Consider the following 25908-nt stretch of genomic DNA (forward strand, 5'->3'; position numbering starts at 1 on the left):
CGGAACGTCGAAGGGATGCCCTTCGAAGGGGATCTCCCTTGTGCTGGACACATTTGAGGCGCATGGTTCGACGATCGACACTGGCCGACTTGGCATATCGCGGTGGGGGGCTCCCGACCGCCAATTTCCTCCTTTATCGACAGCAGTACGTCCGCGACGTTGCGCGGAGGCGAGAGGCAACCGTGAGCCGAACGGGTGTGTACCGGGTGTGTTCGGGGGCTGAGCAGACATTCTCGCCACAGCCAATTTACGGGCGCTACATTTTACGGGCGCCGCATTGCGCTTGAACGAACGGCGAGGAGCCGCAGATCCCTTACGATTGGACGAACACATGTTCCAGACGCTCACACACAGACTTCGCCGATACGACTATACTCTGGCAGCCATCAAGGCATCGCTCGTCCTGTCCCTGCTCTTCATCACGCTCATGACATTGAGCGGCCTTCTCTGGTGACGGGCGCGGTAGACCCATCGTATCCCACGACAGGACACGGCCATCCGCGACTGCACACCTCCCCGTGTTGCGTTGAACTAGCGATCAGGGGAGAATTGCTTCAAGATTCTCCCGCAGGAGCCATTGCAACAAACCGGCCTCCAGCACCGCGCGCTCAACGGAACATCCCATGGCACTTCACCTCGAAACTCCCCTCCTTGAATCCCGCCCGCTAAGCCTCGCGTCCGATTGCTCCATCTGGCTGAAGATGGAGGCGCTGCAGCCGCCCGGTTCGTTCAAGATCCGCGGCGTTGGTGCTGCCTGCGAGCACCATGCGCGAAACGGCAAGCGGCGTTTCGTCTCCTCCTCCGGCGGCAATGCCGGCATGGCGGTTGCCTATGCCGGCCGCCAGCTCTCAATCCCCGTCTCCGTCTTCGTTCCCGAAACGACCACCGAACGGGCAAAGGCGCTTATCCGCCAGGAAGGCGCCGAGGTGATCGTCCACGGCGCCGCTTGGGATGAAGCGAATGCCCGCGCGCTCGCATCCGCCGATGCCGAGACCGCTTTCATCCATCCCTTCGACGATCCGCTGCTGTGGGCCGGGCACGCGACGATGATCGACGAGGTCGTCAAGGCCGGCCTCGCCTTCGATGCTGTCGTGCTCTCTGTCGGCGGCGGCGGGCTGCTGTCGGGCGTCGCCGAGGGACTGGAGCGCAACGGGCTCCGGGAAATTCCTATTGTCACCGCGGAGACCGAAGGCACCGCGTCCTACCTCGCCTCCGTCAAGGCGGGAGAGCTGGTGGAGCTTCCCTCGATCAGCGGCGTCGCCACTTCGCTCGGCGCCCGAAAGGTCTGCAAGCGTGCCTTCGAGATCAGCCAGATCCGGCCGGTCGAATGCGTCGTCGTCAGCGACCAGTCGGCGGTCGACGCCTGCACCCGCTTCCTCGACGACCACCGCGTGCTGGTGGAACCCGCCTGCGGCGCCGCCCTGGCCATCGCCTACGAGCACGCCGATCAACTCCTGCGCTTCGAGCGCGTGCTGATGATCGTCTGCGGCGGGGCGACGACGACGGTGGAACGGCTGCAGGCCTGGCAGGCAGTCTGACCTTTGGGCGGCACCGCCGCCCCTTCCCGCGTGCAGTGGGAAGACAGCAGCCAGTCCCCAAGGTGCCGGCGCGATAGGCGCGGACCGATTGGGAGGCGTCCGCCGCCCAACGTTGACCATGGTCTGGCGCTCAGGCAGTCTCTTGCCATGGCAAGAGGCGTGCTGCTCGATCTCTCCGGCGTGCTCTATGACGGCGACACGGTGTTGCCGGGTGCCATCGCGGCGGTGCTGCGGCTGCGCGCAGCTCGCCTCCCCGTCCGCTTCCTGACCAACACCACCCGCCAGTCGAAACGCCAGATCGTCGCTCACCTGCAGCGCCTTGGCTTCGATTGCGCTGCCGACGAGGTGTTCACGCCGGTTGCCGCCGCGCGCGCCTGGCTCAAGGCGAACAGCCACCAGCCGCACCTGCTCATTCATCCCGCGCTTGAGGAAGACTTCGCCGATTGCCGCATGGACGGCCCCGTCGCCGTCGTGCTTGGCGATGCCGCGGAGCGCTTCAGCTATGAGGGCCTCAACGCCGCGTTTCGCGCCCTGATGGCTGGCTCGCCGCTGCTGGCGCTCGCCCGCAACCGGTTCTTCCGTGATCGCGACGGCGAGCTGAGCCTCGATGCCGGCCCCTTTGTCGAGGCGCTGGAACATGCGAGCGGTATCAAGGCGAAGCTCTTCGGCAAACCCTCTGCCGATTTCTTCCTGGCAGCAGCAGCGAGCATGGGCCTTGACCCGGCCGATTTGGCCATGATCGGCGACGATGCCGAAAGCGATACCGCCGGTGCGCTTGCCGCCGGGATCGGCACCGCGATCCTCGTGCGCAGCGGCAAATATCGCGATGGCGATGAGCAGCGTTTCCAGCCGGCGCCTTCGGCGGTTGTCGACGACATTACGGCCGCCTGCGATCTCATCCTGGCGGCGCAGCGGGACTGACACCCGAGGTACAGCGCCGCGCGTCTTATCAGACGCGCAAAGGTCGCTGCAGCACTTTGATTTGCTGCATGTCTTTGTCCCTTAATCGAAGCCGATTAAAGGAGACATGCGGTAGCCGAAACGGAACGGCCCTCTCTTCGGACCTCCTCGCTCCTGGCCCCTGGCGATTACGCATACGCGAACTTATATGCTGAAGTGAACCATAGATTGTTCTGCTCTCAGCCAGGAAGGCAAGCATGCGCGAGACGTTCCTGTTTATCGTTCGGGTCACAGTCGTCTGTGCGGCGACCGCCTTCGGGGCCCTGCTCGGCTGGCAAGGTCACGGCTGGGACGGAGCGCTCGGTTTCGGCGTGGTCGGCTTCGGCGCCGGTTCGGCCTTTGTCGCCTTCCCTGGCTTTTGGCTGGACCTGCTTGGGAGTCTCTGTTTGGATCTACTTCGGTTTCTCTGGGAAGTCGTCTAGGGCGCCGTGCGTTCAGATGATCGCACCAATCACGCTCGAGTGCTTTGGTTCTACAGCGCCGCGCGTCTTATCAGACGCGCAAAGGTCGCTGTAGCACTTTGAAGTGCTGCATGTTTTTGTCCTTTAACCGGCCACGATTAAAGGAAACATGCAGTAGCCCATCTTTCTGTCTCAACTGGTTTCACTTCAGGCAGGATGCTCCAGGCCGACTGCTTGCATCTTGCCGCCGCACGCCGTCAGGCTGCCACCCGTCTGCCTCGACCAATCTCGCGCCGATCCGGCAGCAATGACGCGGTTTTGCAAATGGCCTGCCCACGTCACGAAAAAAGCCGGGGCACTGCCCCGGCTTCCTTCATTCAATCGTTCGATAAGGCTTAGTTCTTCGCCTTGTCGACCAGCTTGTTCTTGCCGATCCAGGGCATCATGCCGCGCAGCTTGGCGCCGACTTCCTCGATCTGGTGGCTGTCGTTGACGCGGCGGATGCCCTTGAAGCGGGCCGCACCCGACTTGTATTCCTGCATCCACTCCGAGGTGAACTTGCCGGTCTGGATGTCGGTGAGGACGCGCTTCATTTCGGCCTTGGTTTCTGCCGTGATGATGCGCGGGCCGGTGACGTATTCGCCCCACTCGGCCGTGTTCGAGATCGAGTAGTTCATGTTGGCGATGCCGCCTTCATAGATCAGGTCGACGATCAGCTTCACTTCGTGCAGGCACTCGAAATAGGCCATTTCCGGAGCGTAACCGGCTTCAACCAGCGTTTCGAAACCGGCGCGGATGAGTTCGACGAGACCGCCGCAGAGAACGACCTGTTCGCCGAAGAGGTCGGTTTCGCACTCTTCCTTGAAGTTGGTTTCGATGATGCCCGAACGGCCGCCGCCGACGCCGCAGGCGTAGGAGAGCGCGAGGTCGAGAGCGTTGCCCGAAGCGTCCTGGTGAACGGCAACGAGGCAGGGAACGCCGCCGCCCTTCTGGTATTCGCCGCGAACCGTGTGGCCCGGGCCCTTCGGCGCGATCATGACGACATCGAGCGAAGCCTTCGGCTCGATCAGGCCGAAGTGAACGTTAAGGCCGTGGGCGAACGCGATCGCAGCGCCGTCACGGATGTTGCCGGCGATGTCGGCCTTGTAGATTTCGGCCTGCAGTTCGTCCGGGGTTGCCATCATGATGAGGTCGGCCCACTTGGCGGCTTCCGCAACCGACAGAACCGAGAGACCGTCGGCCTCGACCTTGGCAGCCGTTGCCGAACCCGGCTTCAGCGCGATGCGGATTTCCTTGGCGCCGGAATCTTTCAGGTTCAGCGCATGGGCGCGGCCCTGGCTGCCGTAGCCGACGATGGCGACCTTCTTCGACTTGATCAGGTTGATATCGGCATCACGATCGTAATAGACGCGCATTTTAGTGGTCCTTCCCGTTGTTGTCAGTTGTCTCCGCTACATGGCTCAGGAACCATGCAGCAATTCCTTGTGCTGCAGCGACCTTTGCGCTTCTTGCGAAGCGCGGCGCTGCCATTCCTTGTGCTGCAGCGACCTTTGCGCTTCTCACGAAGCGCGGCGCTGCAGTTACCTTTTCGTGCCGTAAAGCGCGAGGAAGGCTGAAACCGCCTGCTCCGCCTTGCGGCTGAAACTCTTCTTCATCTCGCCGGCCTCTTCGCCGAGCAGCATCTTCAGATGCCAGTCGGAGACAACAAGCCCGTAGAGCGCACCATAGGCCTCGTCGGCGTCGTCGAAGGTCAGCAGCCCCGCCTTGCGCCCGGCTTCGAGCAGTGCGGCCGCACGGCGGCCGATCTGCCGGCGCCCGCGCTCCTGCAGCATATGGCCGAGCTTGGAGCCGTCGCGGCTCGCCTGGCCGATCGCCAGCCGGTTCAGCGCCAGCGACACGTCGCCCGCGAGCACCTCGAGCAGGTCCTTGGCAAACACGATCAGATGACGCTCAAGGCTCTCGGCATCGAGCGCCCTGGCGGCGACGTCCTGGGTGCGCACCTTACTCGCCTGGAAACCGATCATCGCCGAGATCAGCCCGTCGCGATCGCCGAACCACTTGTAGAGGCTTTCCTTGGAGCAATTGGCAGCGCGCGCGATGCCGGCCGTCGTCAGCGCCTTTTCGCCGCCATCGACCAGAAGACGCAATGCCTGTTCGAGAACGGCGCCCTGACGTTCCGTCAGCCCCTCCCCGGCATTCGCCTCCCTTATCGCCGCAGTCATCTGCACGTCGCCTCGCTCCCGATCAGTACCGTACGGTACGGTTCGCACTCTTCTAGTGAAGCGCCCCGGAGGCGTCAAGACGATTCTCACAACGGGGCGAAATTTCGGCGGTGACGGCGAAAGGCGGAGCCCATAGGTTTCGAGCCGACTGAACGAGATCGACCTGCCACCGCCCAAATGGGCTGATCACGGCAAGATCGATCACTCGATATCGATGGAGTTCAACGCATGCAGCAACCGCCCCTGGGTCTTCTGATTGGAGGAAGTTCGCACGTCGGCAAGTCGACATTGGCTAGCGCTCTGGCAAGCTCTCTCGGTCGCGAGCTGATCTCGACGGACAATCTGGGCCGCCATCCCGGCAGGCCGTGGCCATCGGTCCGCCCGCAAGTCGCCGAATATTATGCCAGCCTGTCCGACGAGACCATTCATTGGTTCCTGAAGGTTCACCATGAGAATATGTGGCCGCGCATCCGCCAGATCATCGAAAGCCATCGGCAACTGGCAAAGCCGTTCGTGCTGGAGGGCGCCGCGCTTAGACCGGAATATGTGGCTCAACTCGAACACGGTGAAGTCCTCCCTCTTTTCCTCTACGCGGATAACGATTTCCTGCGTCGGCGCATGTTGGAAGAACCCCGCCGCGGTAATGCGGACAAGCCGGAGGCCGCAATAATCGATAAATTCATCGAGCGCTCGATCCGCGAGAACAGAGACATGCTGGAGGCCGCCCGGGCCGCCAACATCCGCTGTGTCGACGTCGCGGCTCCGGGGGCGCTCGACGCTCTGGTACGGGAGTTTTCGGCGGATTGATCGATCACCGCCGACGATCGCCTGTCATGCGTGGTTTTGGTGCTCTCCTGGTTCAACGACGGCGCCCCTCATCCGCGCGGTGAGGGAATTGCCCCTCATCCGCCTGCCGGCACCTTCTCCCCGCAAGCGGGGCGAAGGAAGCGTGCGGCGCCCGCTCGCCCCAACAATAAGCGCCCCCGATTCCCCGCTAAGGCTCCGTTCTACGTCGACGTTTCTCCGACAGCTGCTCCTCAGTGGTGGGCAGCCGTCGCCCGCGTCCCCTCTCCCCGCCTGCGGGGAGAGGGCTAGGGTGAGGGGCAGAACCGAACGCAGCTTGGATCCGTGTGAACGAACCCGACTACCTCCACCCGCGCACCGCCTCCTCGATGAAAGCCGCCACCGCCGCCACGCTCGGCACGCGCGCCCTCTCCGGATGCATCATCAGGAAGACCGGACGCTCGGCTGTCGTCTCCGGTTCGTCCACCGCCTCGAAGCGCGGGTCGCGCATGGCCGAAACCTCCGGCAGCATCAGTTCGGCGCCGAGCGAAAGCGCCGCCTCCATCAGGATTTCCAGCTTGTCGGCGGTCAGCGCCACGCGCGCATCCGGCCGCAGCCGGTTAAGCGCCTGCATCTCCGGCACGTGGGCGAGCCCCGGACCGTAGCGCACGACCGGGCAAGGCCCCGTCCCCAGCCCCTTTGGCCGGAAAAGCCGGAAGCGAAGCGTGCCGAGGCTTTTCACCCGCACCGAATCCTCGCCCGTGCGCGCCATGCGGATGGCGATATCGGCCTCGCGCCGCTCAACGCTCAGCATCTGGTTGTCGGCAACGAGATCAAGGGTGAGGCCCGGATGCCGCTGCTCAAGGCGCGCAAGCGACGGCGCCAGGATGGCGCTCAGCACGAAGCCGATGCTTGTCACCCGTACCTGGCCCTTCAATTCCGCCGTCCGCCGCAAAAGCGTCGCGAGCGCCAGCGACGCTTCTTCGGAGATCGTCCGCAACCGCTCGACAACAGGGGCAAGCACCGGCGTCGGCGTCAGCCGGCCGTCGATGCGGTCGAAGAGTGCTGCCCCCACCCGCCGCTCCAGCGCTGCGAGCCTGCGCGAAACCGTCGTCTGGTCGACGCCGAGCGAACGGGCGGCCTGGCTGAGCGTCGCGCCGCGCACCAGATGATCCAGCAGCTCGAGATCTGCCCACGTCCCTGCATTCATGCAGATCATCCTCCGAAAACTTCGGGTCACTCTGCATCAATGCAGTCGCTAAGATCAAGCCCATCGACAGACCGCTTTGACGACCCGGTTCACAACGGCCACTTCGACCAAACCAAGGAGCCTTCCCATGTCCGATTCCGCCACCCCTTCGCCCGCCGCCCCGGCAACCCTCTTCACGCTCGCCGGCGTCACGCTCACCCCGCCGCCGCTGGGTGATGCGACGCTGATCCTGATCGACTATCAGAACGAATACCTGGCCGGCCCCTTGCGGCTTTTCGAACCGGAAGCCGCCGTCGAGAAGGCGCGCGAGCTCTTGCTCGCAGCCCGTGCCGCGGGCGCCAAGATCATCCATGTCGCCCATCGGGGTTCGGCCGGCGGCGTGTTCGACCGGGCGCAGCATCGCGGCGCGATCGTCGATGCGCTGGCGCCGCTTGCAGGTGAAACCGTCGTCGAGAAGCCGCGGCCCAACGCCTTTTCGGGTACCGACCTTGCCGAGATCGTCGGTCCGGCCGGCACGCCTGTTATCATCGCCGGTTTCATGACGCACAATTGCGTGTCCTCGACAGCCCGCGCCGCCAAGGACCTGGGCTACGGCATCACCATTGCAGCCGACGCCTGCACCACCCGCGACCTGCCCTCGCCGAACGGAACCGTCCCGGCGCGCGCCTTGCATGATGCCGAGCTCGCCGGCCTTGCCGATCACCACGGCGCCGTCGTGGATGTCGCCGCATTGATTGGCCCGTGCGGCTGACAAACCCGCCCTTCGCAATCGAAACCCGAGGGCGTCCACCTGTCATGGGCGCCTTTGCCGCACGGCCGATGACGAAGATTACGAAAATATAATGATCTCAATGCTTTTCGCCGCGTCCATTCGCTTCTATTTTTGACCTATCCATTTTGGCATCGACGATGCCGGTTAGGCGCATGCGATGAACAAGACAGCCAAGACGGCGCGAGCCGACGCCACGCCCCGCGACGACGCGACCCCCAACGTCACCTTCATTCCCGGTGCGGTGCAGAAGGTGAAGCGCAAGCGCCGCACGCGCCGCTGGCTGTGGCTGCCGGTCGTGCTCGCCGTTGCCGGTGCCGGCTATTACGGCTGGGTGCGCTACGGCGAGGAACCGGCAACGGCTGCCATGGTGACCGATTTGGTGACGCGCGGCGACATCGAAAACAGCGTCACAGCCGTCGGCACGCTCGATGCGGTCAAATCCGTCGATGCCGGCGCGCAGGTCTCCGGCCAGTTGAAGGCGCTGCATGTCGAGATCGGCGACAAGGTCACTCAAGATCAACTGGTCGCCGAAATCGACCCGGCAACGATCGAGAATCGCATCGAGATCGACCAGGCGGAGCTCGCCAATCTCCAGGCGCAGCTGATTTCCAAGAAGGCGCAGCTGGTGCTGAAACAGGCCAATATCGACCGTCAGCGCAATCTCGTCGAAACCAAAAGCGTGGCGCAATCGACGCTCGACCAGGCGATCGCCGATCTCGCTGCCGCTGAAGCCGACGTCAACGCCATCGAGGCGCAGATCCGCAAGCAGCAGGCGACGCTTGCCGGCGACAAGGTCGATCTCGGCTACACCAAGATCTATGCGCCGATGACCGGCACCATCGTCGCCAACCCGGCGAAAGAAGGCCAGACGCTGAACGCCAACCAGACGACGCCGACCATCGTCACCATTGCCGACCTCTCGACCATGACGGTGAAGGCACAGGTTTCGGAAGCCGACGTTACCAGGCTGAAGGTCGGCATGGATGCCTATTTCACGCTGCTCGGCCAGCCGGGCAAACGCTTCGTCGGCAAGCTCCGGCAGATCCAGCCGATGCCCGACACCACCAACAACGTCGTGCTCTATTACGCCCTCTTCGACGTCCCCAATCCCGACGGCGAGTTGATGATGTCGATGAGCGCGCAGGTGTTCTTCGTGCAGGCCGCCGCCAAGGACGTGCTGATCGTGCCGAGTGCCGCGCTGAGCCACCCCGCCAAGGGTACCGGCGAAGCGGCCGGCCAGGGCAACGGCCGACGCGACGGCCAGGGCAATGGCCAGGCGGGCGGCGCACGGGGTGAAGGCCGCAAGGATCAGGTCACCGTCGTCGCCGCCTCCGGCGCGCTCGAAACGCGAGACGTCGAAGTGGGTATCCGCAACCGCGTCAGCGCCGAGATCAGGAGCGGCCTTAAAGAGGGCGAGAAGATCGTGGTCACCACCGGCTCCGGCAGTAGCGGCAACGCCCGGGACGGCCGCAGCCAGCGCGGCATGCGCATGCCGCCGATGTTCTGAGGTTGGCCATGTCCCCGCTCATCTCGCTCAGGCACGTCAGCAAGACCTATTTCAACGGCGATCTCGCCGTCGAGGTCCTGCACGGCCTCTCCCTCGATATCGAGGCGGGCGAGTTCGTGGCGATCGTCGGCCAGTCCGGCTCCGGCAAGTCGACGCTGATGAACATTCTCGGCTGCCTCGATCAGCCGACCGGCGGCGACTATCTGATCGACGGCGAGAGCGTCGCCGACCTCGATACCGATGAGTTGGCCGCCCTGCGCCGCCGCACCTTCGGCTTCGTCTTCCAGAGCTACAACCTCATCCCGACGGCAAGCGCGAAGGAGAATGTCCAGGTGCCGGCCGTCTATGCCGGCATGTCGGCGCGCGACCGGCACGACCGCGCCGAGGCGCTGCTCGAAGCGCTGAAGCTCGGCGAGCGGCTCGACCATCGGCCGAACCAGCTCTCCGGCGGCCAGCAGCAGCGCGTCTCCATTGCCCGCGCCCTGATGAACGGCGGCCGGGTGATCCTCGCCGACGAGCCGACCGGCGCGCTCGACAGCCAGAGCGGCTCGGACGTGATGGCGCTCTTGCGCGACATGAACAACCAGGGCCACACGATCATCGTCATCACCCACTCGCGCGAGGTCGCTGAACAGGCCGACCGGCTGATCGAGATCCATGACGGCCGCATCGTCGCCGACCGCGCCAAGAAGAGCCGCAGCAATGCCGAAGGCGCAGCAGCCCTTGCCCACCATGTCAGCGAGGGTTCGGCGGCGATCGCCGATGTCACCGAAGCGGTGAAGATGGCGTTCCGGGCGCTGAAGGCCAATCTCTTCCGCACCATCCTGACGCTGCTCGGCATCGTCATCGGCGTCGGTTCTGTCGTCGCAATGCTGGCGATCGGCACCGGCGCGCAGGATTCGGTGCTGAGCCGCATCTCTTCCATGGGCTCGGACCTGCTGGTGGTACGCCCCAGCATGGCGAATTTTCGCGGCAGCGCCGGCGGCAGCAACGTGACGCTGGTCCCGGCCGATGCCGATGCGATCCTCGAAGTGCCGAACGTCGCCTTCGCCGTGCCCGAGATGACGAGCTCCGTCACGCTTCGCCACGGTAACATCGACTACCAGACGACCGCCAACGGCACCGTGCCCCAGTTCACGACGGCAAAATCCTGGAAAATGGCGAGCGGCGAGTTCATCAACCAGAACGACATGGACACTTACGCACCTGTCGCCGTCCTCGGCCAGACGGTGGTGAAAACCCTCTTCCCCGATGGCGACAATCCGATCGGCCAATATGTGCTCGTCAACAAGATCCCCTTCCAGGTGATCGGCGTGATGGCGGAAATGGGCGCGACGTCTTTCGGCAACGACCAGGACGACGTGGTGCTGGTGCCGCTGACGACGGGCAGCATCCGCCTCTTCGGCCAGCGCAACATCAGAACCATCACCGTGCAGGTGAAGGACGGCTCGGCGATCGACATAACCCAGCAGACGATCCAGGCGCTGCTCGACCAGCGCCACAAGCGCCAGGACACGCAGATCACCAACATGTCCTCGGTGCGCGAGGCCTTCACCGAGACCTCCAACACGCTGAAGCTGTTCCTGGGTTCCGTCGCCGCGATCTCGCTCTTGGTCGGAGGCATCGGCGTCATGAACATCATGCTCGTCTCGGTCAGCGAGCGCACCCGCGAGATCGGCGTGCGCATGGCGACCGGCGCCCGCCAGCGCGACATCCTGCTGCAGTTCATCATCGAGGCCCTGGTCGTCTCGGCGATCGGCGGCGCGCTCGGCGTGCTGCTCGGGCTCGGCACCGGCGCGCTTGCCGGCCAGTTCGGCATGCCCGTTTCCTTCACGCTCGGACCCGTGGCGCTCGCGTTTACCTGCGCCTTCCTCACCGGCCTCGCCTTCGGCTTCCTGCCCGCCCGCAACGCCTCACGCCTGCAGCCGGCGGTGGCGCTGAGTGCGGATTAAGCGGCGCGCGGCCCTCGGCGGGGCCGTGGACAAATCGAGTGCCACCACCGAAGATAGCAACCGGGCAACCGGGATGATTCGCGATGTAGAAAGCGTTTGCAGTACTTTACGGGCTGATTTTCATTTTTCTCCTGTCATTGGCTTTTGTCACGTTGCCACCTGAAATAGCACGCCAGCTGTCGTCCGCCGACCGAGCGCTGTTCTATGTAGGTCTGGTCGTGGAATTTGCGGTCACGATAGGGCTGTTTGCCTACGCCTTCGACCTGAAGATCCCGCCCTTTCCGCTGTGGCGGCCGTTCAGTTGGTTTCTCGCTGGCTGGTGCCTCTACACCTCGCTGGCCAAGGTTTGGGACCTCGTCTCACTCATCACCTCACCCCAACCCCGGACCGCAGCTTCTTCCTTGCTGCCCGGTCCTATTACGGCCGATACGGCCTGTCCTCTACAGCGATCAGCTTTTCCCGAAATGTTCGGCGATCGATCGAACGGAGACGAAGGCTTGATATCAGGTTTCTTGGGTTTGCTGCTCTTGCTTCTGCTCAAACTATTTCAGCTGGCTCGGCGCCTGCACGGGCAAGCTAGAAAACGGAACGTTCGGGAACGGTGTGAAGACTGGACAATCCCGTGCGGTCGCAGGCGCGGGAAAGCAGGAGGTCAAGATGGTCAACCTCGTCGGGCCGGATGCGACATAGGCGATGCGGCGTCCCGGCCCAAGCGCCTCAAGCATTTCCACGAGCCTGCCATGTCCTCGGGTATCAGGCCAATGAAGAGCGCGTCCGTCGTGATCGTCGGGGCCATGAGGATGGCGCCGGCGCTGACGCCGATCAGGATGCCGCCGGCGAGGGCCCAGTCTCGGATCGGACCGAGCATGCGGCTTTGCTTCAGCCGTTCGAGAAATCCGCCGGTATGTCCGCCCGAAAGGTGAATGGCATCTGAGGCGAAGAGTGCTGCGATGTCTTCTGCCGAATGGGGCTCGTCGAGATCGTAGAACAGCGCGAGATCGAGCGGCGTGTATCGCAGCAACAGACGGCGACGCGCTCGATCTCGTGCCGTTCGCGTTCTTTCCGCATCTCAGCGACGACGACACTTACCTGCCCGCGCTCTTGCGCTACAGCACGCATACGGCACAGCCGATCGTCGCCTGCAACGACGGCGACGGCATCGTCGTCACAGGCAGGCGGGTCGAATGTTTTGGAGATCCCGTGTGGATCGCCGCTGGAACCGTGCAGACAGCGGGCGATATCAGGCTCGACGGATTCTCGATATCCAGGGCGTGACATGGCAGATGCTGAGATCCTCTCAGACCGAAGGCAAATTCCGATGCGCGGGCACGAGGAGCTGCGGGCCATCGTCCTCAAGAGCCCGCTACTTTCTCCGATCCTCGGAAACTGGGAGAAGATTGCCCTGCCGGCTGGCTGGCTGGTGGCCGGGGCAATCGCACAAACCGTCTGGAACCATGCCTTCGATTTGCCTCCCGCACATGGGATCAGCGACATCGACGTCGTCTATTTCGACGCTGACGACCTTTCCGAAGAGGCGGAGGCCGCGCACGCCACCCGGATCGGAAACCTGTTCACTGACTGGTCCGTCCGGATCGATGTCAAGAACGAGGCGCGTGTCCATCTCTGGTACCGGGAGAAATTCGGCAGCCCGATCAAGCCCTATAGTTCGATGGAAGAGGCCATCGCGACATTCCCGACCACAGCCACCGCTGTCGGCATTCGCCCGGCCGACGACGGGCTCGACATTTGCGCACCCTTCGGCCTTGGCGATCTGCTGGCCCCCATCGTGCGGGCCAACAAGAGCCAGATCACGCGCGAGATATACGAGTGGAAGGTCAATCGCTGGCGCGCCCTTTGGCCGGGCCTCACGATCGAAAGCTGGGATTAGCGTCGGATTGAGCCAAGGCTTTCACGCGTTTGGCCGGCGCCCCTCGCCCCACCGCCTCAAGAGGCGAAATCGTCGCCCATACCTGCAGCGCCTACATCGCCCCTGCCCGCACAGCTTCGGCATGCCGTGGGGGCATTGCGCTCTCTCGCGCCCGCATCGGGGCTGCCTTGCGCCTTCCAAGCTGCGCTTCTCCCGCTGTGATCCCGATGTCGGCAAGGCGCTCCGCGTCCAGTTCGCGCAACTGCTGCAACTGCCAGTACCGCGACTGCGGCGAGGCGACGAGATAAAGGCCGATTTCCCGGAACATGTCGAACACCCATGTTTTGTTTCTCACCATGGGCACAGTCTGCGCCTCGACATTCCATAAAAGAAGCTTAGCTTTCATATCTAACGCATAAGAGAAACTTTGATATGAGCACCCTCGATCTCGATTATCTCAAAACCTTCGCGCTGGTGGCCGAACTCGGCAGCTTCTCGGCGGCCGCCGAGCGACTGGGGCTGACGCAGCCGGCAATCAGCCTGCAGGTGCGTGCGCTGGAAAAACAGCTTGGCGTGCGCCTGGTCGAGCGCGTCGGCCGCACGGCAAGGCCGAGTGCGGCAGGCGAGGAACTGCTTGCCCATGCCGGCCGCATCGAGGCTGCAACCAGCCAGGCCATCGAAGCGGTGGCGCGCCATGCCAAGGGCGTGCTTGGCCGGGTGCGGCTCGGCACCGGTGCTACCCCTTGCGCCTTCCTGCTGCCGCCGCTGCTCGCCGATCTGAAGCGCCGCTTCCCCGACCTCGATATCACGGTAACGACCGGCAACAGCGCCGACATCGTCCGGGCGGTCGATGAAAACCTGCTCGATATCGGACTGGTCACCCTGCCCGTCACCGGCCGCATCTTCGATGTCGCGCCGCTCTTCGACGAACGCTTCGTCGCAATCGCCCCTCTGGGAACCGATCTCCCCGAGAGCGTGACCGCAAAAACCCTGGCGAAGTACCCGATGATCCTCTACGAACCGGGCGCCAACACCCGCCGGATTACCGATGAATGGCTGGCGTCGGGCGGCACCGACGTCAAACCGCTGATGTCGTTCGGCAGCGTCGATGCGATCAAGGAAATGGTCGCCGCCGGCCTGGGTGCTGCCCTCGTTCCGGAGATCGCGCTGCGCGCCGGGGATCGCGAACGGCTGGAGGTGCGGCAGGTTACGCCGCCCTTCTCACGCCGCTCCGCCCTCGTGCTTCGCCGCGACAAGCGGCTCGACCGGGCGCTGCGCGAAACGCTCAATGCCCTGAGGACGCTGGAGAACCTGGACGAGGACTAGTGGGAGTTGGACAGGTCACGGAGACCGCCAGTCCCTATCGACGCCGCCTCTCGGGGACGGCACTGTTCGAGATCACGCATTGCACCCAGTTCCCGCAAGAGTTTGAAGCCCACGTAATCACTGCGCGAAAACTGCCAACGGTAGTAGCAGTCCCAATAGCTCATCACCCGATCACACGTGAGCATATAAAACACCGGGTTCGCCCTGATAAATGCCGAGACGACGTCCCGCTCCAGGTCGAGTAGAGCCGCGTGGATATCCCGGATGATTTCGACGACGTATTCGCCGATCAGCGCGATTACGAAGGGAATGGACCAGGGCTGATTGATGCGAAGGACTTCTTGCAGAGCGGCCTGGCGTTGGAAGCCGTCCGTGCTGCGCGTGAGCAAGCAAAGGGCCATCTGCCGCTCGAACAGGCTCAGTCCCGGGAACTCCGGCCTTGCCGATAGATGAACTCGGTTGGGTATGCGCAAGGTCTCGCCGAGAATGTTGACCGAAAACTGGCCGGATACATAGTCGGAATTCAACCTGAGTGCCGAAACAGCATTCACGGACTGACAGCGAAGTGCGATCGGGAAAGCCTCAGGAAACGTCTTTTCCACCATCAATCAATTCCAGCCCTACAAATGCCGCACCTCGGCCGGCATCGAACCCCAGTTGTTGTTGAGCCCATCGCAATAGGTCACGGGGGCTGAGACTAACTCGTCGATATCGACGCCATCGAGGCAGGCGACGTTGATGTTGTAGTAGGTCTCGTCGGTCATGTTCGGCGCGTCGATCCGCTCGAATGGCCTGACGCCGCACTGGCTGCAGAAGAAATGATGGGCGACCGGGTTGCGCCCGCGATAGTCCGTCAACGCCTCTTCGCCGGCGATCAGGCGGAAAGCCTCGGGCTTCACCACCACCGACCAGAGCCGCATCTTCACGCAGATCGTGCAATTGCATTTCCCGGTGCCGGCGCTGATGTCCATGTCCGCCTCGATGCGCACCGCGCCGCAATGGCAGCTCCCCCGATAGGTCCTCAGCATCCCGTTCCTCCCTGCCCCTCTTGTCGGCTCGGACTATGCCACCGGCCCCGCCGATTGAAAATCGTCGTCCCTCAACCGTCTTCCGAATTGAGTGGGCGGAAATCGGGTGGGCGCTCCCCCCTCCCAGCATTAGTCAAGGCGCCTCAACCAAAGAGGAGAAAGTCCATGACCATGCTGCAAGACAAGATCGTTATCGTCACCGGTGCCTCCTCGGGCATCGGCCGCGCAGTCGCCAAGCTCTTCGCCGCCGAGGGTGCGAAGATCGTCGCCAATGCCCGCGGCAAGGCGCAGCTTACGGCCGTTGTCGAGGCGATCCGCGAGGATGGCGGCGAAGCGATCGCCGTCAGCGGCGACGTTACCGACGAAGCCACCCATATCCGGCTGGTGGAGGCGGCGCTGAAACAGTTCGGCGGTCTCGACATCGCCGTCAACAATGCTGGCGTCGTCAACGTCATGAAGCCGGTCGCCGAGATCACCGCTTCGGAATGGCAGCAATCGCTTGCCACCAACCTCACCTCCGCCTTTCTCGGCGCCCGCCACCAGATCCCGGCGATGCTTGCGCGTGATGGCGGATCGCTGGTCTTCACCTCCACCTTCGTCGGCACCAGCGTCGGCATTCCCGGCATGGCCGCCTATGGCGCAGCGAAGGCCGGACTGATGGGCCTCGTAAAGGGCATCACCGCCGACTATGGCGCAAAGGGCATCCGCGCCAACGCCCTGCTCCCGGGTGGAGTCGATACGCCGGCGGGCGGCAGCAAGGAGCAGAAGGAATGGGCCGCCGGCCTGCACGCGATGAAGCGCATCGCCCAGCCGGAAGAAATTGCCCAGGCCGCCCTCTTCCTCTCCGGCCCGATGGCAAGCTTCGTCTCCGGTGCGGCGCTCTTTGCCGATGGCGGCAATGCTGCGGTGAAGTGACGGTCGCGACAGTCTTGTGCGCCGGGGCACGTTGCCCCGGCGCGAACCAAGCGCGCGGCGATACCGAGTGTCCCGATGCGACCCTACCCCAGCGGAATCTCCGTCGTCTCCTTGCCGGTGCGGATCACGAACGACGTGTAATAGCGCGCAACGTTGCTCTCTTCCTTGAAAAGCCGCTCGGTCAGCGCGTCGAGCTCGTCCATGTCTTTCAGTCGCAGCATCAAGAGCGCATCGGTCTCGCCGCTGACGCTATAGGCCTGGATCACCGCCGGCTCCTTGGCGGCCATGTCGAGGAAGCGGCGGACGAATTGTTCGCCGTGACGCTCGAGCTCCACGGTAATGATCGCCTTCATCGTTCGCCCGGCCTTTGCCGGATTGAGGACAGCGACAATCCGGTCGATGACGCCGGTCTGGTGAAGGCGCCTTATGCGGCGCAGGCAGCTTGACGGCGACAGGCCGACTTCAGCCGCGAGATCGGCATTGGTGCGCGACGCATCCTCCTGCAGCAGCCTCAGAAGCTTGCTGTCGATCTTGTCCATCTCCGTCCCCCTGTTGTAGCCATTTGCAATTTTATTGCATGAAAGTGCATATTTTGACCACAACTGCGAAGGGCCTCGCGCTAGTCCTTGGACAACACATTCAAGGAGACACCGTCATGGCCGTTCACATGATTTTCTACCGCAAGACGCTCGCCACACTCGAAGTCTACCTTGACCTGGTCCGCATCATCGTGCCGGTTACGATCGTTACCCATGTGCTGCAGGAACTCGGCGTCATCCGCGCGGTCGCACCCGCCTTCGAGCCGCTGATGACACTCGTCGGCCTGCCGCCAGAGCTTGCCTTCGCCTGGCTGACCGGCCTGCTTGTCGGCATCTGGGGGGCGGTCGTCGTCGTCTTCGCGCTGGTCCCGGTCTCGGAGCTGACGACTGCCGACATGACCGTCTTTTCGGCATTGATGCTGGTGGCGCATGCCATCCCGATCGAGCAGCGCATCATCCAAAAGGCCGGGCCGAGCTTCCTCGTCACCGGAGCATTCAGGATTGGCGGCGGCCTCGTCTTCGCGGCATTGCTACACCAAGTCTTCGCGGTAACCGGATGGCTCACCACGCCGCTGAATCCCACATGGATACCGGTCAACGAGGGCTCCGGCTGGCTCGCCTTCGGCTTGAGCACGCTGAAGACGCTCGCCACCATGCTCGTGGTGCTGCTCGCCTTGAGTTGGACGATCGAGATTCTGAAGCTCGTCGGCATCCTCGGCTGGCTGAACCGGGGCATGGCGCCACTCTTCCGCCTTGCGGGCATCCAGTCGCAAACGGTGCCCTTCGCCGCCGTCGGCGTGCTCCTCGGTATCTCCTACGGTGGTGCACTGCTGATCCGCGAGGCCCGCGAAGCCAAGGTCGAGCCGCGCCAGGTCTTCCTCGCCTGCGTCTTCATGGGCTTTGGCCACAGCCTGATAGAAGACACATTGGTGGTCGTCGCGCTGGGCGCGGATTTCACCAGCGTGTTCTTCGGGCGTCTCGTCTTTGCCATTGCGGCAACAGCCATCGTCGCCCGGGTCATCGCCTCGGCGCCGGACGCCGTGTTCTTCCGGTCCTTCTTTCGCAAGGACGGTACCGAACCTGCGCTGTCGGAGGCGTAGCGGCCAGCGGCTAAGCTCGGCTTGGTGATGTCAGGCGGGCCGTGTCGATTTTCAGCGCCTCGGCCCATCGGTTCGGCCGCCCCGCTGCATGATCGCGTAGCCGGTCAACGACGTGCTCCGGTTCCCATACCGCGACGCATTCGAGGCCTGTACATTCAGCAAGGGAGGCAGGACGCTCAAAATTCTGATCGGCGAAGGTGGAATGATAGAGAAAGAGGCGGCCGTTGATGATGTCCTGTCTGAAGAAGAAGGGCTCCTGCGCATTTTCTGGCGTCAACGGCTGCGAAGCGATTACAGGCCATACACCCTTGGTCACTGCATACCTGAACACACCAAGCGTAAACACGACGGGCAGCGTAGGAATTTCCTCGATTGCGACGTCTTTTGTGAACACGCCGTCGAAAAAGACAATCAACGGCTCGCTCGCAACCTGCGCATAGGCGTGCTGGCCAGACCCCAGGTCGATGCGCAGGATATCGCCGACCTTGCGCCTGACCCTCTTTGGCTTTGAGCTCGTCACACCATTTGTCCCTATTTTGTCAACTTCGGAGATCGCAAGGAGCGCGCACGCCGACGCAACGTATACCGCCAAGGTCATTCCGCAGCCAGGTTCGTAGCCGCTAAGATTCGCCCAAACGCCGCGCGGTAGGCGGCAGGTGTCGTCGAAAGCTGCTGGCGGAAGTGGTGTCGCAGCGTCTGGGTCGAGCCGAAGCCGGAGGCTTCGGCCACCTGCTCCATGCCAAGTGCGGTTTCCTCCAGCAATTGCCGGGCGCGGGAAAGCCGCTCGGTCAAGAGCCAGCGCGCCGGCGTCGTGCCGGTCGCGGCCTCGAAGCGGCGAAGGAATGTGCGCTCGCTCATGCCCGCCGCCTTTGCCAGCACGGCGATCGAGAAGTCTTCACCCAGCCGTTCGCGCATACGGTCGAGCAAGGGCCCGAGCCGGGCGCTCTCGTGCACATCAGGCACCGCCCGCTCGATGAACTGCGCCTGCCCGCCGTCGCGGTGCGGCGGCACGACCAGGCGGCGGGCCACGCGGTTGGCCGCCTCGCTGCCGAAATCGCGGCGGATCAGATGCAGGCAGAGGTCGATGCCGGCGGCACTGCCGGCAGACGTCAGCACCTGCCCGCTATCGACATAGAGCACATCGGGCACCACCTCGATGTCAGGATAAAACGCCCCAAGCTTGTCGGTATAGCGCCAGTGGGTCGTCGCCCTCCGGCCCGAAAGCAGGCCTGCCGCCGCCAGCACGAAGACGCCGGAACAGATGGAAAGGACGCGCGCGCCGCGCTGATGCGCATCCCGCAGTGCCTGGCAGACTGCCTCCGGCACCGGCTGGTCCGCGCCGCGCCAACCGGGCACGATGATCGTGCCCGCCTCGGCCAGAAGCTCGATGCCGCCATCGGCCACAAAGCGCACGCCGCCGGTTGCCCTCAGCTCGCCGGGATCGACCGAGGCGACGGCGAAGCGATACCAGTCCTCGCCCATTTCCGGCCGTGGCAGGCCGAACATCTCGACGGCGACGCCGAACTCGAAGGTGCACAGCCCGTCATAGGCGAGCGCCACGACGAGCGGATTTTGGAGCGATCGGGTAGCGGAAAACGACTTTGGCATGATCTTGAGCATATATGGCAATGTTGCCAACTGCCAGCCCTCATCGGGTGCTGCTACATATCTCTTCGTCAACACGCACCGAGCCAAGGAGAGCCCCGATGAGCTACGTCACCGAAACCCCCGCTGCTTCCCCCGAGATTGCCATTGCCCATTTCGCCGGGCGCCTCAGCGTCGAAACCGATTGCGCCGACGTCGCCCATGCGCTGAAGAGCGGCGAGCAGGATTTCGTGCTCTTGCATGTGGTCGGCTCGGACGCTGCCTATGCCCGCCGCCACGTGCCGGGCGCGATCCACCTGCCCCACCGCGAGATCAGTGCCGAGCGCATGGCCGAGTGGCCTGAAGATACCATCTTCGTCGCCTACTGCGCCGGCCCGCATTGCAACGGCGCCGATCAGGCGGCCCTCAAGCTCGCCCGCCTCGGCCGCCCCGTGAAGATCATGATCGGCGGCATCACCGGCTGGGAAGACGAAGGCTTCGCCTTCGCCACCGGCGCAGCACCGGGTGAAGCGCAGGCCCTGCTCGCCGCCTGAGCGCCGGTCAGCGCGCACCACTGCGGCGTGCGCCTTGTTCAAGATCGCTACGGCACTTCGAACCGCTGGATAATTGTCCCTAAATGGGTTGCTATCCAAGGAATCTGCAGCAAGGCCGGCGTCCCCGCCGGCCTTCAGTAACCCACACCTAACGGGTACCCCCCTTGCACGAGATGTCGAGATGAACGCATCACCCCTCACCGTCCGCCCCTTCGAACGCCACGACGTGACTGATGTGCTGGAGCTGATGCGCGGCCTTGCAATCTTCGAAGGTTACATCGACAAATTTTTCGTGACCGAAGCGGATCTCATCGAACACGGGCTTGGCGATAACCCGCGCTTCGGCGTGCTCGTCGCGGATCTCGGCGGTCGTGCAGTCGGCATCGCCGTACACTATGTCATCCCGTGGACCTACGATCTGAAGCCGACGCTGGTGCTGAAGGAACTTTTCGTTGATGAAACAGCACGTTCCTCGGGCGCAGGCGCCGCATTGATCGCAGCTTTGAAGCGCCACGCCGCCAGGATCGGCGCGCCGCGCATCAACTGGACCGTGCTTGCGACCAACGACGCCGCCAAGCGTTTTTACCGACGCGAAGGCGGCAGCCACGATGCGATCTGGGAACCCTGGACGATGCCGGTGGAGATCACCGCGGATGGCGGCGAAAGCTAGCGATCAGCCTGGCCATGGGCCGCAAAAATGACGTCTAACCCCGGCAAAGCCTTTCTAATCCGCTTGGGCAGGCCGCCGCGCGGCCCTGCCTAGCTCGAATTGACTACTCAAATGCCACATAAATTTGATTGATTTCAGACCCCGCTTTTGTCACACTGCACCTGTAATTGCACACCGCAAACATACAATCCCCGGAAGAGTAGTATGGTTGCGTTTTTATTGCCGTGCAGTTGCTTTATTTGTTTTTATTGCGCGCCTGAGCCTCCGTTCCCCGCGGAGGCTCAGTTCATTTGAGGAACAGGCAAAGAGAAAGGGCCCCGACCAGTTCCGGTCGGGGCCCTTATATTGACTGCCGCAGGGGCACTGCAGAGGCTACACCGCCCCCTCAATGCCCGCCGAGCACCAGCGTCTGCACCGGCAGCATCAGGGCCTGCATGCGCAGGATCATCGCATGGACGAGGCCCACGGCGTCGACCACGTGCAGATAGGCCCAGCGGGCGGTGCTGATATCGGGCGACTCGAGCTCGTCATGGCTGTTGGTATAGGCATTGGCGATGCAGCTGCTGCCGGGCGGAATGTCCTCGAGCACGCCGGGATAGAGCGGCTCCATGACCACGGTGAGCGTGCCGGGCTGCGAGATCTGGGCGACGTCGATCAGCTGGTCGCTCGCCCTCACCTGGCCGGAGGCGATCACGTCCTGCACGTCGGTGACGACCAAGGGAATGATGGTGAAGGGCTTGCCGATGCAGGTGGCCTCGCCGATCATGCCGACCTTCATCACCTGCGCCTCGATCTGCCCGAAGCCAGCGACCAGCTGCGCCCGGCCGGCATCTTCAGGGACGAGAACGCCCGCTGGCCGCAGAAGCGGATTGACGACCTCGCCGACCCGGAGTGCGAACTGCTGCACCCGGCCGGACACGCCGGCGCGCACGGTGGTCTTGCTAATATCGACCTCCGCCTCCTTCAGGGCCGCTTCGGCGCTCGCCTTTTGCGAAGGCAGCAGTGAAACGAGCTTGGTCTCCAGTGTCTGCTTGTTGGAAAGGACAGCGGTGAGTGCGCCCTTGCGCCCTTCGAGGTTGACCTGCCGACGCTCGATCTCGCGCCGTGCGACGACGTTGGGGTTCAGCTTGTTGAGTTCGACCTGGGTGTCGTACTCGTCCTGAGCCTGTTGCACGGCCGCCTGGGCTTCCACGATCGCGCCATCGGCGGCGACCAGCTCGGTGCGAGCGACGGCGAGCTCCGCTTCCACTTCGGCGATCTGGCGGCGGGCAACCTCGGCGGCGGCTTCCTGTTCGGAGCTGTCGAGCTTGAACAACGGCTGGCCGGCCTTCACCTTCTCGAAGCGCGTCGCATAGATTTCCGAAACGCGCCCGCCGGCTTCCGGCAGGATGGCGACCGTGCGGAACGCCGCGGTGACATTCTTCGTCGACGGGTGGAAGTAGAAGATCAGCGTGATCAGCGAGATCGTCAGGATGATGCAGGCGGTGATGCCCCAGCGCAGTTCGAACCACACCGAATAGATGGTGATCTCCCGCCCGAACCTTTTGCCCTGGACATAGCGGCGGAAGAGATAGTCAGGAAGGATCGTCAGCATCGAGCAAAGCATGAATTCGAACATGGCTCAGGCCTTCCCTTCCATCGACGGCTGATCTGCAGGTGCGGCCGGATGGCTCGCCACCGGCTCGAGCTCGGGCGGCACCGGTTCAGTTGATGCATCCACCTTGCCGGCGATCCTCTCCAGAGAGCGGGAGATCGACGAGAGCGGCGACGAAAAATCCGGCAGGTCGATCAGCGCCAGGATCAGCGCCGCGATCCAGAAGATGTTGTTGTGCGTGAGCAGCGAGATCAGCCCCAGCACCGCCACCAGCTCGTATTGCACCTTGTGGCTCTTGTGCGCCATGGTTTCGGGCAGCGAATGCAGCCTGAGATAGAAGGTGCCGAGGGCGAAGATCGCCAGGATCATGAAGACGACGACGACGTTGAACAGGACGTCGCTTTGTCCCGGCGCCGTGATGAATGCCGGCAAATGATGGATTGCAGTGGGATGGATGGCCTCGGACATTACGCCTCCACAAAACGGACTGGACCAAGAGAATCGTACATTAACACACCCCCAAAAAACACAAGTAAAACCTTGCACCTCAGCCGCAACTTGACCTTGCGGCGCTCGGCGCCCTATCAGATCAACGCGCTAGCACTTTGAAATGCCGGAGGTTTCGAGCAGGATCCTTGCCGGCATGCTGTTCCCAAGGTAACGGCAAACGATGCCCGCTCGCCCTATCGCGCGCGGCAGACGACCGCGCTCTTGCCCATTGCCCCGAAGGAGACCGATATGGCCCAGAACATTTACGACAAGCCGGAATTCTTCGAAGGCTACAGCCAGCTCGGACGCTCGGTGCATGGCCTTGCAGGTGCTGCCGAATGGCCGGCGATTCGCGCCCAATTGCCGGATTTGTCGGGAAAACGCGTCGTCGATCTCGGTTGCGGCTTCGGCTGGTTCTCGCGTTTTGCCCGCGAGGCTGGTGCGGCCCAGGTGCTCGGACTTGATCTCTCGGAAAAAATGATCGCCCGCGCCAGGGCCGACACGTCCGATCCGGCGATCGACTACCGGATCGCCGACCTCGACCAGCTCGACCTCCCCGAAGAGAGCTTCGACTTCGCCTATAGCTCGCTCGCCTTCCACTATGTCGAGGATTTCGGCCGGCTCGTCACCACCATCCACCGGGCGCTCGTGCCCGGCGCCCACTTCGTCTTCACCGTCGAGCACCCGATCTATATGGCGTCGCTCAATCCCGGCTGGCGGCTTGAGAACGGCGAGCGCACCTGGCCGGTCGATCACTATTCGGCCGAGGGACCACGCACCACCGACTGGCTGGCAAAGGGCGTGATCAAGCACCACCGCACGACAGGCACGACGCTCAACACGCTGATATCAACGGGCTTTGCCATCCGCCACGTAGAGGAGTGGCGCCCGACGGAAGAGCAGATCGCGGAGATCCCTGCCCTTGCCGAAGAAGTCGATCGCCCGATGATCCTGATCGTGAAGGTTGAGAAGTAGGTAGCCACTTTGGCCCACCCTCGCGTCACGAGCCTGAGAGGAATGTTTCCATCGCCGCGCTGCGGCACGCATGGGTGACCCCGATCAGGGCCGCTTCGCGACGAGAAACATTCGCTTTGTCCCAATAGGCCTGTCCGGATTTGGCGCTCGGCCTGGACGTCGTCTCCAACATCTCAGGGAGTGTTTTGTTCACGCACCCCAGGACGAGCGCACGTACCGCCTGAATGCCGCATTCAGCGCCGTGTGCGTTCAGGCGGATTTGGGGCATTTCCTTCAGCTGTTGATCCACACCCCTCAGCAGGAAGGCGGTTTCGTCCCGTGGGAACGCATTCGCCGAGAGCACCTTTTGCAGCCGGGCCCGTTCCGCCGAGTAGCTGATCTTGGGGCAGGACGGCGCGGCTTCGGCAGCCGGAGCACTGAAACCGGCAAGCGTGAAGGCCATGGCATAAAGGCAGCCCAAGCGCTGATGTCTCGTCATCTGGATCCCCGACTCCCTGAAATGAGACGGGAACATAGAGATCAGAGCACCATCCAGAAAGTGCAATTCTGCAGCACTGCACGCCTTTGCCGACGCGCAGCGCTGTCGCCCTTTCGGAGTTGCCGCATGTTTGCCCTCCGGTCGGCTGGAATCATGCGGCAAAGAACCCCTCAGCCCTTCTCCTTCAACGTCTCCTTCTGGGTGATCAGCCGGGCGCTGTGCTGGCCGCTGAGATAGGTCCAGAACCAGCTCCAGGCGACCGCGAAGCGGCTGCGCGTGCCGATCAGGAAGTAGATGTGGGCGATGCCCCAGATCCACCATGCAAGCGCGCCCTTCAGCTTGAACCGGCCGAAATCGATGATCGCGGCGCGGCGGCCGATGGTGGCGAGGCTGCCCTGGTGGCGGTAGCGGAAATCGGCGGGCGGATTGTCGCCTGCAAGCCGCGCGCGGATGACATCGGCCACATAGGCGCCCTGCTGCTTGGCGGCGGGCGCAATGCCCGGCACCGGCTTGCCGCCGTCATAGGTAACCGAAGCCGTGTCGCCGATGACGAAGACATCGGGATGATCGGGTGCAGTCAGATCGGCGCCGACGATCGCCCGACCGGCGCGGTCGGCGGCGATATCAAGCCAGCGGGCGGCGGGTGACGCCTGGACGCCCGCAGCCCAGACGAGCGTGCGGCTGGCGACGAATTCCGCGCCGATCATCACGCCCTCTTCGGTGCAGGATGTCACCGGCGTGCCGGTGCGAACCTCGACGCCGAGGCGCTCCAGTTCCTTGACCGCATAGGCCGAGAGATCCTCGCTGAACGCAGCGAGAATGCGCGGACCCGCCTCGACCAGGAGCACGCGCGTTTGCCGCGTATCGATGCGGCGAAATTCGTCTGGAAGCGTGCGATGCGCCATCTCGGCGATGATGCCGGCAAGCTCGACGCCCGTCGGGCCGGCACCGATGACGGTGAAGGTCAGGAGCGCTGCGCGGGCATCCGGATCCTCTTCCAGCTCGGCGCGCTCGAAGGCGAGCAGCACGCGGCGGCGGATCGTCGTCGCGTCCTCCAGCGTCTTCAGGCCGGGGGCGAAGGGCTCCCATTCGTCATGGCCGAAATAGGCATGCGTCGCCCCGGTCGCCAACACCAGCGTATCGTAGCCGATGCGCTTGCCGTCCCTGAGAACGACCGCCTTTTCGGCCGCGTCCACATCCGTCACCTCGCCGAGCAGCGTCGTCACCTCCGGCCGGTCGCGCCAAAGGCTGCGGATCGGCCAGGCGATTTCCGAGGTGGCGATCAGCGTCGTTGCCACCTGATAGAGCAAGGGCTGGAAAAGATGGTGGTTACGCCGGTCGATGAGGGTGCTGCGAACCGGCGCGCCGGCGAGCCCTTTGACGAGCTGCAATCCGCCGAACCCGCCGCCAACGACGACCACATGATGCCTGTCCTGCATGTTTG

The 25908-nt window shown here is 63.6% G+C and carries 30 protein-coding genes; 16 read left to right on the plus strand and 14 right to left on the minus strand.

Annotation, left to right across the window (positions count from 1 at the left end; translation table 11 throughout):
- The first annotated feature begins 331 nt into the window (after positions 1-331).
- The 4 genes from IB265_RS37340 to IB265_RS10105 all read left to right on the plus strand — a co-directional run bounded on the left by IB265_RS37340 (position 332) and on the right by IB265_RS10105 (position 2920).
- Positions 332-454: a hypothetical protein gene (locus IB265_RS37340; RefSeq protein WP_255571031.1), complete on the plus strand. Its 123-nt coding sequence runs from the start codon at positions 332-334 to the stop codon at positions 452-454.
- A gap of 169 nt (positions 455-623) precedes the next feature.
- Positions 624-1538 carry a pyridoxal-phosphate dependent enzyme gene (locus IB265_RS10095; protein ID WP_057253723.1) on the plus strand — a complete coding sequence of 305 codons (915 nt, stop codon included), beginning with the start codon at positions 624-626 and terminating at the stop codon, positions 1536-1538.
- A 147-nt stretch (positions 1539-1685) separates the two neighbouring features.
- A complete protein-coding gene (locus tag IB265_RS10100; RefSeq protein WP_057253721.1) occupies positions 1686-2459 on the plus strand; it encodes a TIGR01458 family HAD-type hydrolase in 774 nt (257 codons plus the stop codon).
- Positions 2460-2695: 236 nt separating this feature from the next.
- Positions 2696-2920, plus strand: coding sequence for a hypothetical protein (locus IB265_RS10105; protein WP_057253719.1), 225 nt, complete (start codon positions 2696-2698; stop codon positions 2918-2920).
- 374 nt (positions 2921-3294) lie between these two features.
- Here IB265_RS10105 and ilvC read toward each other — a convergent pair whose 3' ends face one another.
- Together ilvC and IB265_RS10115 are read right to left on the minus strand one after the other, a co-directional pair.
- Positions 3295-4314 (minus strand): ketol-acid reductoisomerase, encoded by a 1020-nt coding sequence (gene ilvC / locus IB265_RS10110; protein WP_057253717.1) that lies wholly within the window; start codon positions 4312-4314, stop codon positions 3295-3297.
- A 165-nt stretch (positions 4315-4479) separates the two neighbouring features.
- Entirely contained in the window at positions 4480-5121 is a 642-nt protein-coding gene (locus tag IB265_RS10115) for a TetR/AcrR family transcriptional regulator C-terminal domain-containing protein (RefSeq protein WP_210334446.1), read from the minus strand.
- Positions 5122-5349: 228 nt separating this feature from the next.
- On the opposite strand from IB265_RS10115, the gene IB265_RS10120 reads away from it, so the two are divergent.
- Entirely contained in the window at positions 5350-5928 is a 579-nt protein-coding gene (locus tag IB265_RS10120) for a hypothetical protein (protein WP_057253712.1), read from the plus strand.
- Positions 5929-6265: 337 nt separating this feature from the next.
- On the opposite strand, the gene IB265_RS10125 is transcribed toward IB265_RS10120, so the two are convergent.
- The gene (locus IB265_RS10125; RefSeq protein WP_192494770.1) at positions 6266-7114 is read right to left on the minus strand and encodes a LysR family transcriptional regulator; all 849 of its coding nucleotides are present in this window, start codon (positions 7112-7114) and stop codon (positions 6266-6268) included.
- Between the two features lie 127 nt (positions 7115-7241).
- Here IB265_RS10125 and IB265_RS10130 point away from each other — a divergent pair, with 127 nt between their 5' ends.
- From IB265_RS10130 to IB265_RS10140, 3 genes are all read left to right on the plus strand, one after another.
- Positions 7242-7865 carry a cysteine hydrolase family protein gene (locus IB265_RS10130; RefSeq protein WP_113133722.1) on the plus strand — a complete coding sequence of 208 codons (624 nt, stop codon included), beginning with the start codon at positions 7242-7244 and terminating at the stop codon, positions 7863-7865.
- Positions 7866-8043: 178 nt separating this feature from the next.
- Positions 8044-9393 (plus strand): efflux RND transporter periplasmic adaptor subunit, encoded by a 1350-nt coding sequence (locus tag IB265_RS10135; RefSeq protein WP_057253707.1) that lies wholly within the window; start codon positions 8044-8046, stop codon positions 9391-9393.
- Positions 9394-9401: 8 nt separating this feature from the next.
- Positions 9402-11345 (plus strand): MacB family efflux pump subunit, encoded by a 1944-nt coding sequence (locus tag IB265_RS10140; protein WP_057253705.1) that lies wholly within the window; start codon positions 9402-9404, stop codon positions 11343-11345.
- A gap of 661 nt (positions 11346-12006) precedes the next feature.
- Here the strand turns inward: IB265_RS10140 and IB265_RS10145 are convergent.
- Entirely contained in the window at positions 12007-12366 is a 360-nt protein-coding gene (locus tag IB265_RS10145; RefSeq protein ID WP_246805901.1) for a Type 1 glutamine amidotransferase-like domain-containing protein, read from the minus strand.
- 23 nt (positions 12367-12389) lie between these two features.
- Between IB265_RS10145 and IB265_RS10150 the strand changes: the two genes are divergently transcribed.
- Positions 12390-12620 carry a hypothetical protein gene (locus IB265_RS10150; RefSeq protein ID WP_192494771.1) on the plus strand — a complete coding sequence of 77 codons (231 nt, stop codon included), beginning with the start codon at positions 12390-12392 and terminating at the stop codon, positions 12618-12620.
- A gap of 43 nt (positions 12621-12663) precedes the next feature.
- A complete protein-coding gene (locus tag IB265_RS10155) occupies positions 12664-13233 on the plus strand; it encodes a nucleotidyltransferase family protein (RefSeq protein WP_057253699.1) in 570 nt (189 codons plus the stop codon).
- Between the two features lie 91 nt (positions 13234-13324).
- On the opposite strand, the gene IB265_RS10160 is transcribed toward IB265_RS10155, so the two are convergent.
- On the minus strand, positions 13325-13570 hold the full coding sequence (locus IB265_RS10160; protein ID WP_162261323.1) for a hypothetical protein: 246 nt from the start codon (positions 13568-13570) through the stop codon (positions 13325-13327).
- 74 nt (positions 13571-13644) lie between these two features.
- Between IB265_RS10160 and IB265_RS10165 the strand changes: the two genes are divergently transcribed.
- Positions 13645-14538, plus strand: coding sequence for a LysR family transcriptional regulator (locus tag IB265_RS10165; RefSeq protein ID WP_057253695.1), 894 nt, complete (start codon positions 13645-13647; stop codon positions 14536-14538).
- Here the strand turns inward: IB265_RS10165 and IB265_RS10170 are convergent.
- Both IB265_RS10170 and IB265_RS10175 read right to left on the minus strand, forming a co-directional pair.
- Positions 14535-15143, minus strand: coding sequence for a hypothetical protein (locus tag IB265_RS10170; RefSeq protein WP_057253693.1), 609 nt, complete (start codon positions 15141-15143; stop codon positions 14535-14537). The genes IB265_RS10165 and IB265_RS10170 overlap by 4 nt on opposite strands.
- Positions 15144-15158: 15 nt before the next feature.
- Positions 15159-15566 carry a GFA family protein gene (locus IB265_RS10175; protein WP_057253691.1) on the minus strand — a complete coding sequence of 136 codons (408 nt, stop codon included), beginning with the start codon at positions 15564-15566 and terminating at the stop codon, positions 15159-15161.
- A gap of 165 nt (positions 15567-15731) precedes the next feature.
- Between IB265_RS10175 and IB265_RS10180 the strand changes: the two genes are divergently transcribed.
- Positions 15732-16481 carry an SDR family oxidoreductase gene (locus IB265_RS10180; protein WP_057253689.1) on the plus strand — a complete coding sequence of 250 codons (750 nt, stop codon included), beginning with the start codon at positions 15732-15734 and terminating at the stop codon, positions 16479-16481.
- Positions 16482-16564: 83 nt separating this feature from the next.
- Here IB265_RS10180 and IB265_RS10185 read toward each other — a convergent pair whose 3' ends face one another.
- Positions 16565-17020, minus strand: a complete 456-nt coding sequence (locus IB265_RS10185; protein WP_057253687.1) for an Lrp/AsnC family transcriptional regulator — start codon at positions 17018-17020, stop codon at positions 16565-16567.
- Positions 17021-17136: 116 nt separating this feature from the next.
- On the opposite strand from IB265_RS10185, the gene IB265_RS10190 reads away from it, so the two are divergent.
- Complete coding sequence (locus IB265_RS10190; protein WP_057253685.1) at positions 17137-18120, plus strand: nucleoside recognition domain-containing protein; 984 nt, start codon at positions 17137-17139, stop codon at positions 18118-18120.
- Between the two features lie 10 nt (positions 18121-18130).
- Here the strand turns inward: IB265_RS10190 and IB265_RS10195 are convergent, their stop codons facing one another.
- Together IB265_RS10195 and ftrA are read right to left on the minus strand one after the other, a co-directional pair.
- Complete coding sequence (locus IB265_RS10195; protein ID WP_113133719.1) at positions 18131-18718, minus strand: immunity 26/phosphotriesterase HocA family protein; 588 nt, start codon at positions 18716-18718, stop codon at positions 18131-18133.
- Complete coding sequence (gene ftrA, locus IB265_RS10200) at positions 18715-19740, minus strand: transcriptional regulator FtrA (RefSeq protein WP_375293060.1); 1026 nt, start codon at positions 19738-19740, stop codon at positions 18715-18717. The genes IB265_RS10195 and ftrA overlap by 4 nt, the downstream gene beginning before the upstream one ends.
- Positions 19741-19826: 86 nt before the next feature.
- On the opposite strand from ftrA, the gene IB265_RS10205 reads away from it, so the two are divergent.
- Positions 19827-20258, plus strand: coding sequence for a rhodanese-like domain-containing protein (locus tag IB265_RS10205; RefSeq protein WP_057253681.1), 432 nt, complete (start codon positions 19827-19829; stop codon positions 20256-20258).
- A 181-nt stretch (positions 20259-20439) separates the two neighbouring features.
- Entirely contained in the window at positions 20440-20928 is a 489-nt protein-coding gene (locus tag IB265_RS10210; RefSeq protein ID WP_057253679.1) for a GNAT family N-acetyltransferase, read from the plus strand.
- 385 nt (positions 20929-21313) lie between these two features.
- Here the strand turns inward: IB265_RS10210 and IB265_RS10215 are convergent, their stop codons facing one another.
- Together IB265_RS10215 and IB265_RS10220 are read right to left on the minus strand one after the other, a co-directional pair.
- The gene (locus tag IB265_RS10215) at positions 21314-22546 is read right to left on the minus strand and encodes an HlyD family secretion protein (protein WP_057253677.1); all 1233 of its coding nucleotides are present in this window, start codon (positions 22544-22546) and stop codon (positions 21314-21316) included.
- A gap of 3 nt (positions 22547-22549) precedes the next feature.
- The gene (locus tag IB265_RS10220; RefSeq protein WP_199536405.1) at positions 22550-22990 is read right to left on the minus strand and encodes a hypothetical protein; all 441 of its coding nucleotides are present in this window, start codon (positions 22988-22990) and stop codon (positions 22550-22552) included.
- Positions 22991-23260: 270 nt separating this feature from the next.
- On the opposite strand from IB265_RS10220, the gene IB265_RS10225 reads away from it, so the two are divergent.
- Positions 23261-23986 (plus strand): bifunctional 2-polyprenyl-6-hydroxyphenol methylase/3-demethylubiquinol 3-O-methyltransferase UbiG, encoded by a 726-nt coding sequence (locus IB265_RS10225; protein WP_057253674.1) that lies wholly within the window; start codon positions 23261-23263, stop codon positions 23984-23986.
- Between the two features lie 25 nt (positions 23987-24011).
- Here the strand turns inward: IB265_RS10225 and IB265_RS10230 are convergent, their stop codons facing one another.
- Together IB265_RS10230 and IB265_RS10235 are read right to left on the minus strand one after the other, a co-directional pair.
- Positions 24012-24464, minus strand: coding sequence for a hypothetical protein (locus IB265_RS10230; RefSeq protein ID WP_156414710.1), 453 nt, complete (start codon positions 24462-24464; stop codon positions 24012-24014).
- 170 nt (positions 24465-24634) lie between these two features.
- Positions 24635-25903, minus strand: a complete 1269-nt coding sequence (locus IB265_RS10235) for an NAD(P)/FAD-dependent oxidoreductase (RefSeq protein WP_192494772.1) — start codon at positions 25901-25903, stop codon at positions 24635-24637.
- Between the last annotated feature and the right edge of the window lie 5 nt (positions 25904-25908).

The organism is Ensifer sp. ENS10 (genome assembly GCF_014852025.1).
Taxonomy (GTDB): domain Bacteria; phylum Pseudomonadota; class Alphaproteobacteria; order Rhizobiales; family Rhizobiaceae; genus Ensifer.

Excerpts from the sequence above, each read along its gene's own strand:
- IB265_RS10210 (WP_057253679.1), top strand. The coding sequence starts at position 20,440 with ATGAACGCATCACCCCTCACCGTCCGCCCCTTCGAACGCCACGACGTG.
- IB265_RS10180 (WP_057253689.1), top strand. The coding sequence starts at position 15,732 with ATGACCATGCTGCAAGACAAGATCGTTATCGTCACCGGTGCCTCCTCG.
- IB265_RS10130 (WP_113133722.1), top strand. The coding sequence starts at position 7,242 with ATGTCCGATTCCGCCACCCCTTCGCCCGCCGCCCCGGCAACCCTCTTC.
- IB265_RS10220 (WP_199536405.1), bottom strand. The coding sequence starts at position 22,990 with ATGTCCGAGGCCATCCATCCCACTGCAATCCATCATTTGCCGGCATTC.
- IB265_RS10225 (WP_057253674.1), top strand. The coding sequence starts at position 23,261 with ATGGCCCAGAACATTTACGACAAGCCGGAATTCTTCGAAGGCTACAGC.
- IB265_RS10120 (WP_057253712.1), top strand. The coding sequence starts at position 5,350 with ATGCAGCAACCGCCCCTGGGTCTTCTGATTGGAGGAAGTTCGCACGTC.
- IB265_RS10160 (WP_162261323.1), bottom strand. The coding sequence starts at position 13,570 with ATGGTGAGAAACAAAACATGGGTGTTCGACATGTTCCGGGAAATCGGC.
- ftrA (WP_375293060.1), bottom strand. The coding sequence starts at position 19,740 with ATGCTCAAGATCATGCCAAAGTCGTTTTCCGCTACCCGATCGCTCCAA.
- IB265_RS10185 (WP_057253687.1), bottom strand. The coding sequence starts at position 17,020 with ATGGACAAGATCGACAGCAAGCTTCTGAGGCTGCTGCAGGAGGATGCG.
- IB265_RS10235 (WP_192494772.1), bottom strand. The coding sequence starts at position 25,903 with ATGCAGGACAGGCATCATGTGGTCGTCGTTGGCGGCGGGTTCGGCGGA.
- IB265_RS10105 (WP_057253719.1), top strand. The coding sequence starts at position 2,696 with ATGCGCGAGACGTTCCTGTTTATCGTTCGGGTCACAGTCGTCTGTGCG.
- IB265_RS10125 (WP_192494770.1), bottom strand. The coding sequence starts at position 7,114 with ATGAATGCAGGGACGTGGGCAGATCTCGAGCTGCTGGATCATCTGGTG.
- IB265_RS10095 (WP_057253723.1), top strand. The coding sequence starts at position 624 with ATGGCACTTCACCTCGAAACTCCCCTCCTTGAATCCCGCCCGCTAAGC.
- IB265_RS10115 (WP_210334446.1), bottom strand. The coding sequence starts at position 5,121 with ATGACTGCGGCGATAAGGGAGGCGAATGCCGGGGAGGGGCTGACGGAA.
- IB265_RS10140 (WP_057253705.1), top strand. The coding sequence starts at position 9,402 with ATGTCCCCGCTCATCTCGCTCAGGCACGTCAGCAAGACCTATTTCAAC.
- IB265_RS10215 (WP_057253677.1), bottom strand. The coding sequence starts at position 22,546 with ATGTTCGAATTCATGCTTTGCTCGATGCTGACGATCCTTCCTGACTAT.
- ilvC (WP_057253717.1), bottom strand. The coding sequence starts at position 4,314 with ATGCGCGTCTATTACGATCGTGATGCCGATATCAACCTGATCAAGTCG.
- IB265_RS10100 (WP_057253721.1), top strand. The coding sequence starts at position 1,686 with ATGGCAAGAGGCGTGCTGCTCGATCTCTCCGGCGTGCTCTATGACGGC.
- IB265_RS10230 (WP_156414710.1), bottom strand. The coding sequence starts at position 24,464 with ATGACGAGACATCAGCGCTTGGGCTGCCTTTATGCCATGGCCTTCACG.
- IB265_RS37340 (WP_255571031.1), top strand. The coding sequence starts at position 332 with ATGTTCCAGACGCTCACACACAGACTTCGCCGATACGACTATACTCTG.
- IB265_RS10205 (WP_057253681.1), top strand. The coding sequence starts at position 19,827 with ATGAGCTACGTCACCGAAACCCCCGCTGCTTCCCCCGAGATTGCCATT.
- IB265_RS10170 (WP_057253693.1), bottom strand. The coding sequence starts at position 15,143 with ATGGTGGAAAAGACGTTTCCTGAGGCTTTCCCGATCGCACTTCGCTGT.
- IB265_RS10135 (WP_057253707.1), top strand. The coding sequence starts at position 8,044 with ATGAACAAGACAGCCAAGACGGCGCGAGCCGACGCCACGCCCCGCGAC.
- IB265_RS10195 (WP_113133719.1), bottom strand. The coding sequence starts at position 18,718 with ATGACCTTGGCGGTATACGTTGCGTCGGCGTGCGCGCTCCTTGCGATC.
- IB265_RS10155 (WP_057253699.1), top strand. The coding sequence starts at position 12,664 with ATGCGCGGGCACGAGGAGCTGCGGGCCATCGTCCTCAAGAGCCCGCTA.
- IB265_RS10175 (WP_057253691.1), bottom strand. The coding sequence starts at position 15,566 with ATGCTGAGGACCTATCGGGGGAGCTGCCATTGCGGCGCGGTGCGCATC.
- IB265_RS10190 (WP_057253685.1), top strand. The coding sequence starts at position 17,137 with ATGGCCGTTCACATGATTTTCTACCGCAAGACGCTCGCCACACTCGAA.
- IB265_RS10165 (WP_057253695.1), top strand. The coding sequence starts at position 13,645 with ATGAGCACCCTCGATCTCGATTATCTCAAAACCTTCGCGCTGGTGGCC.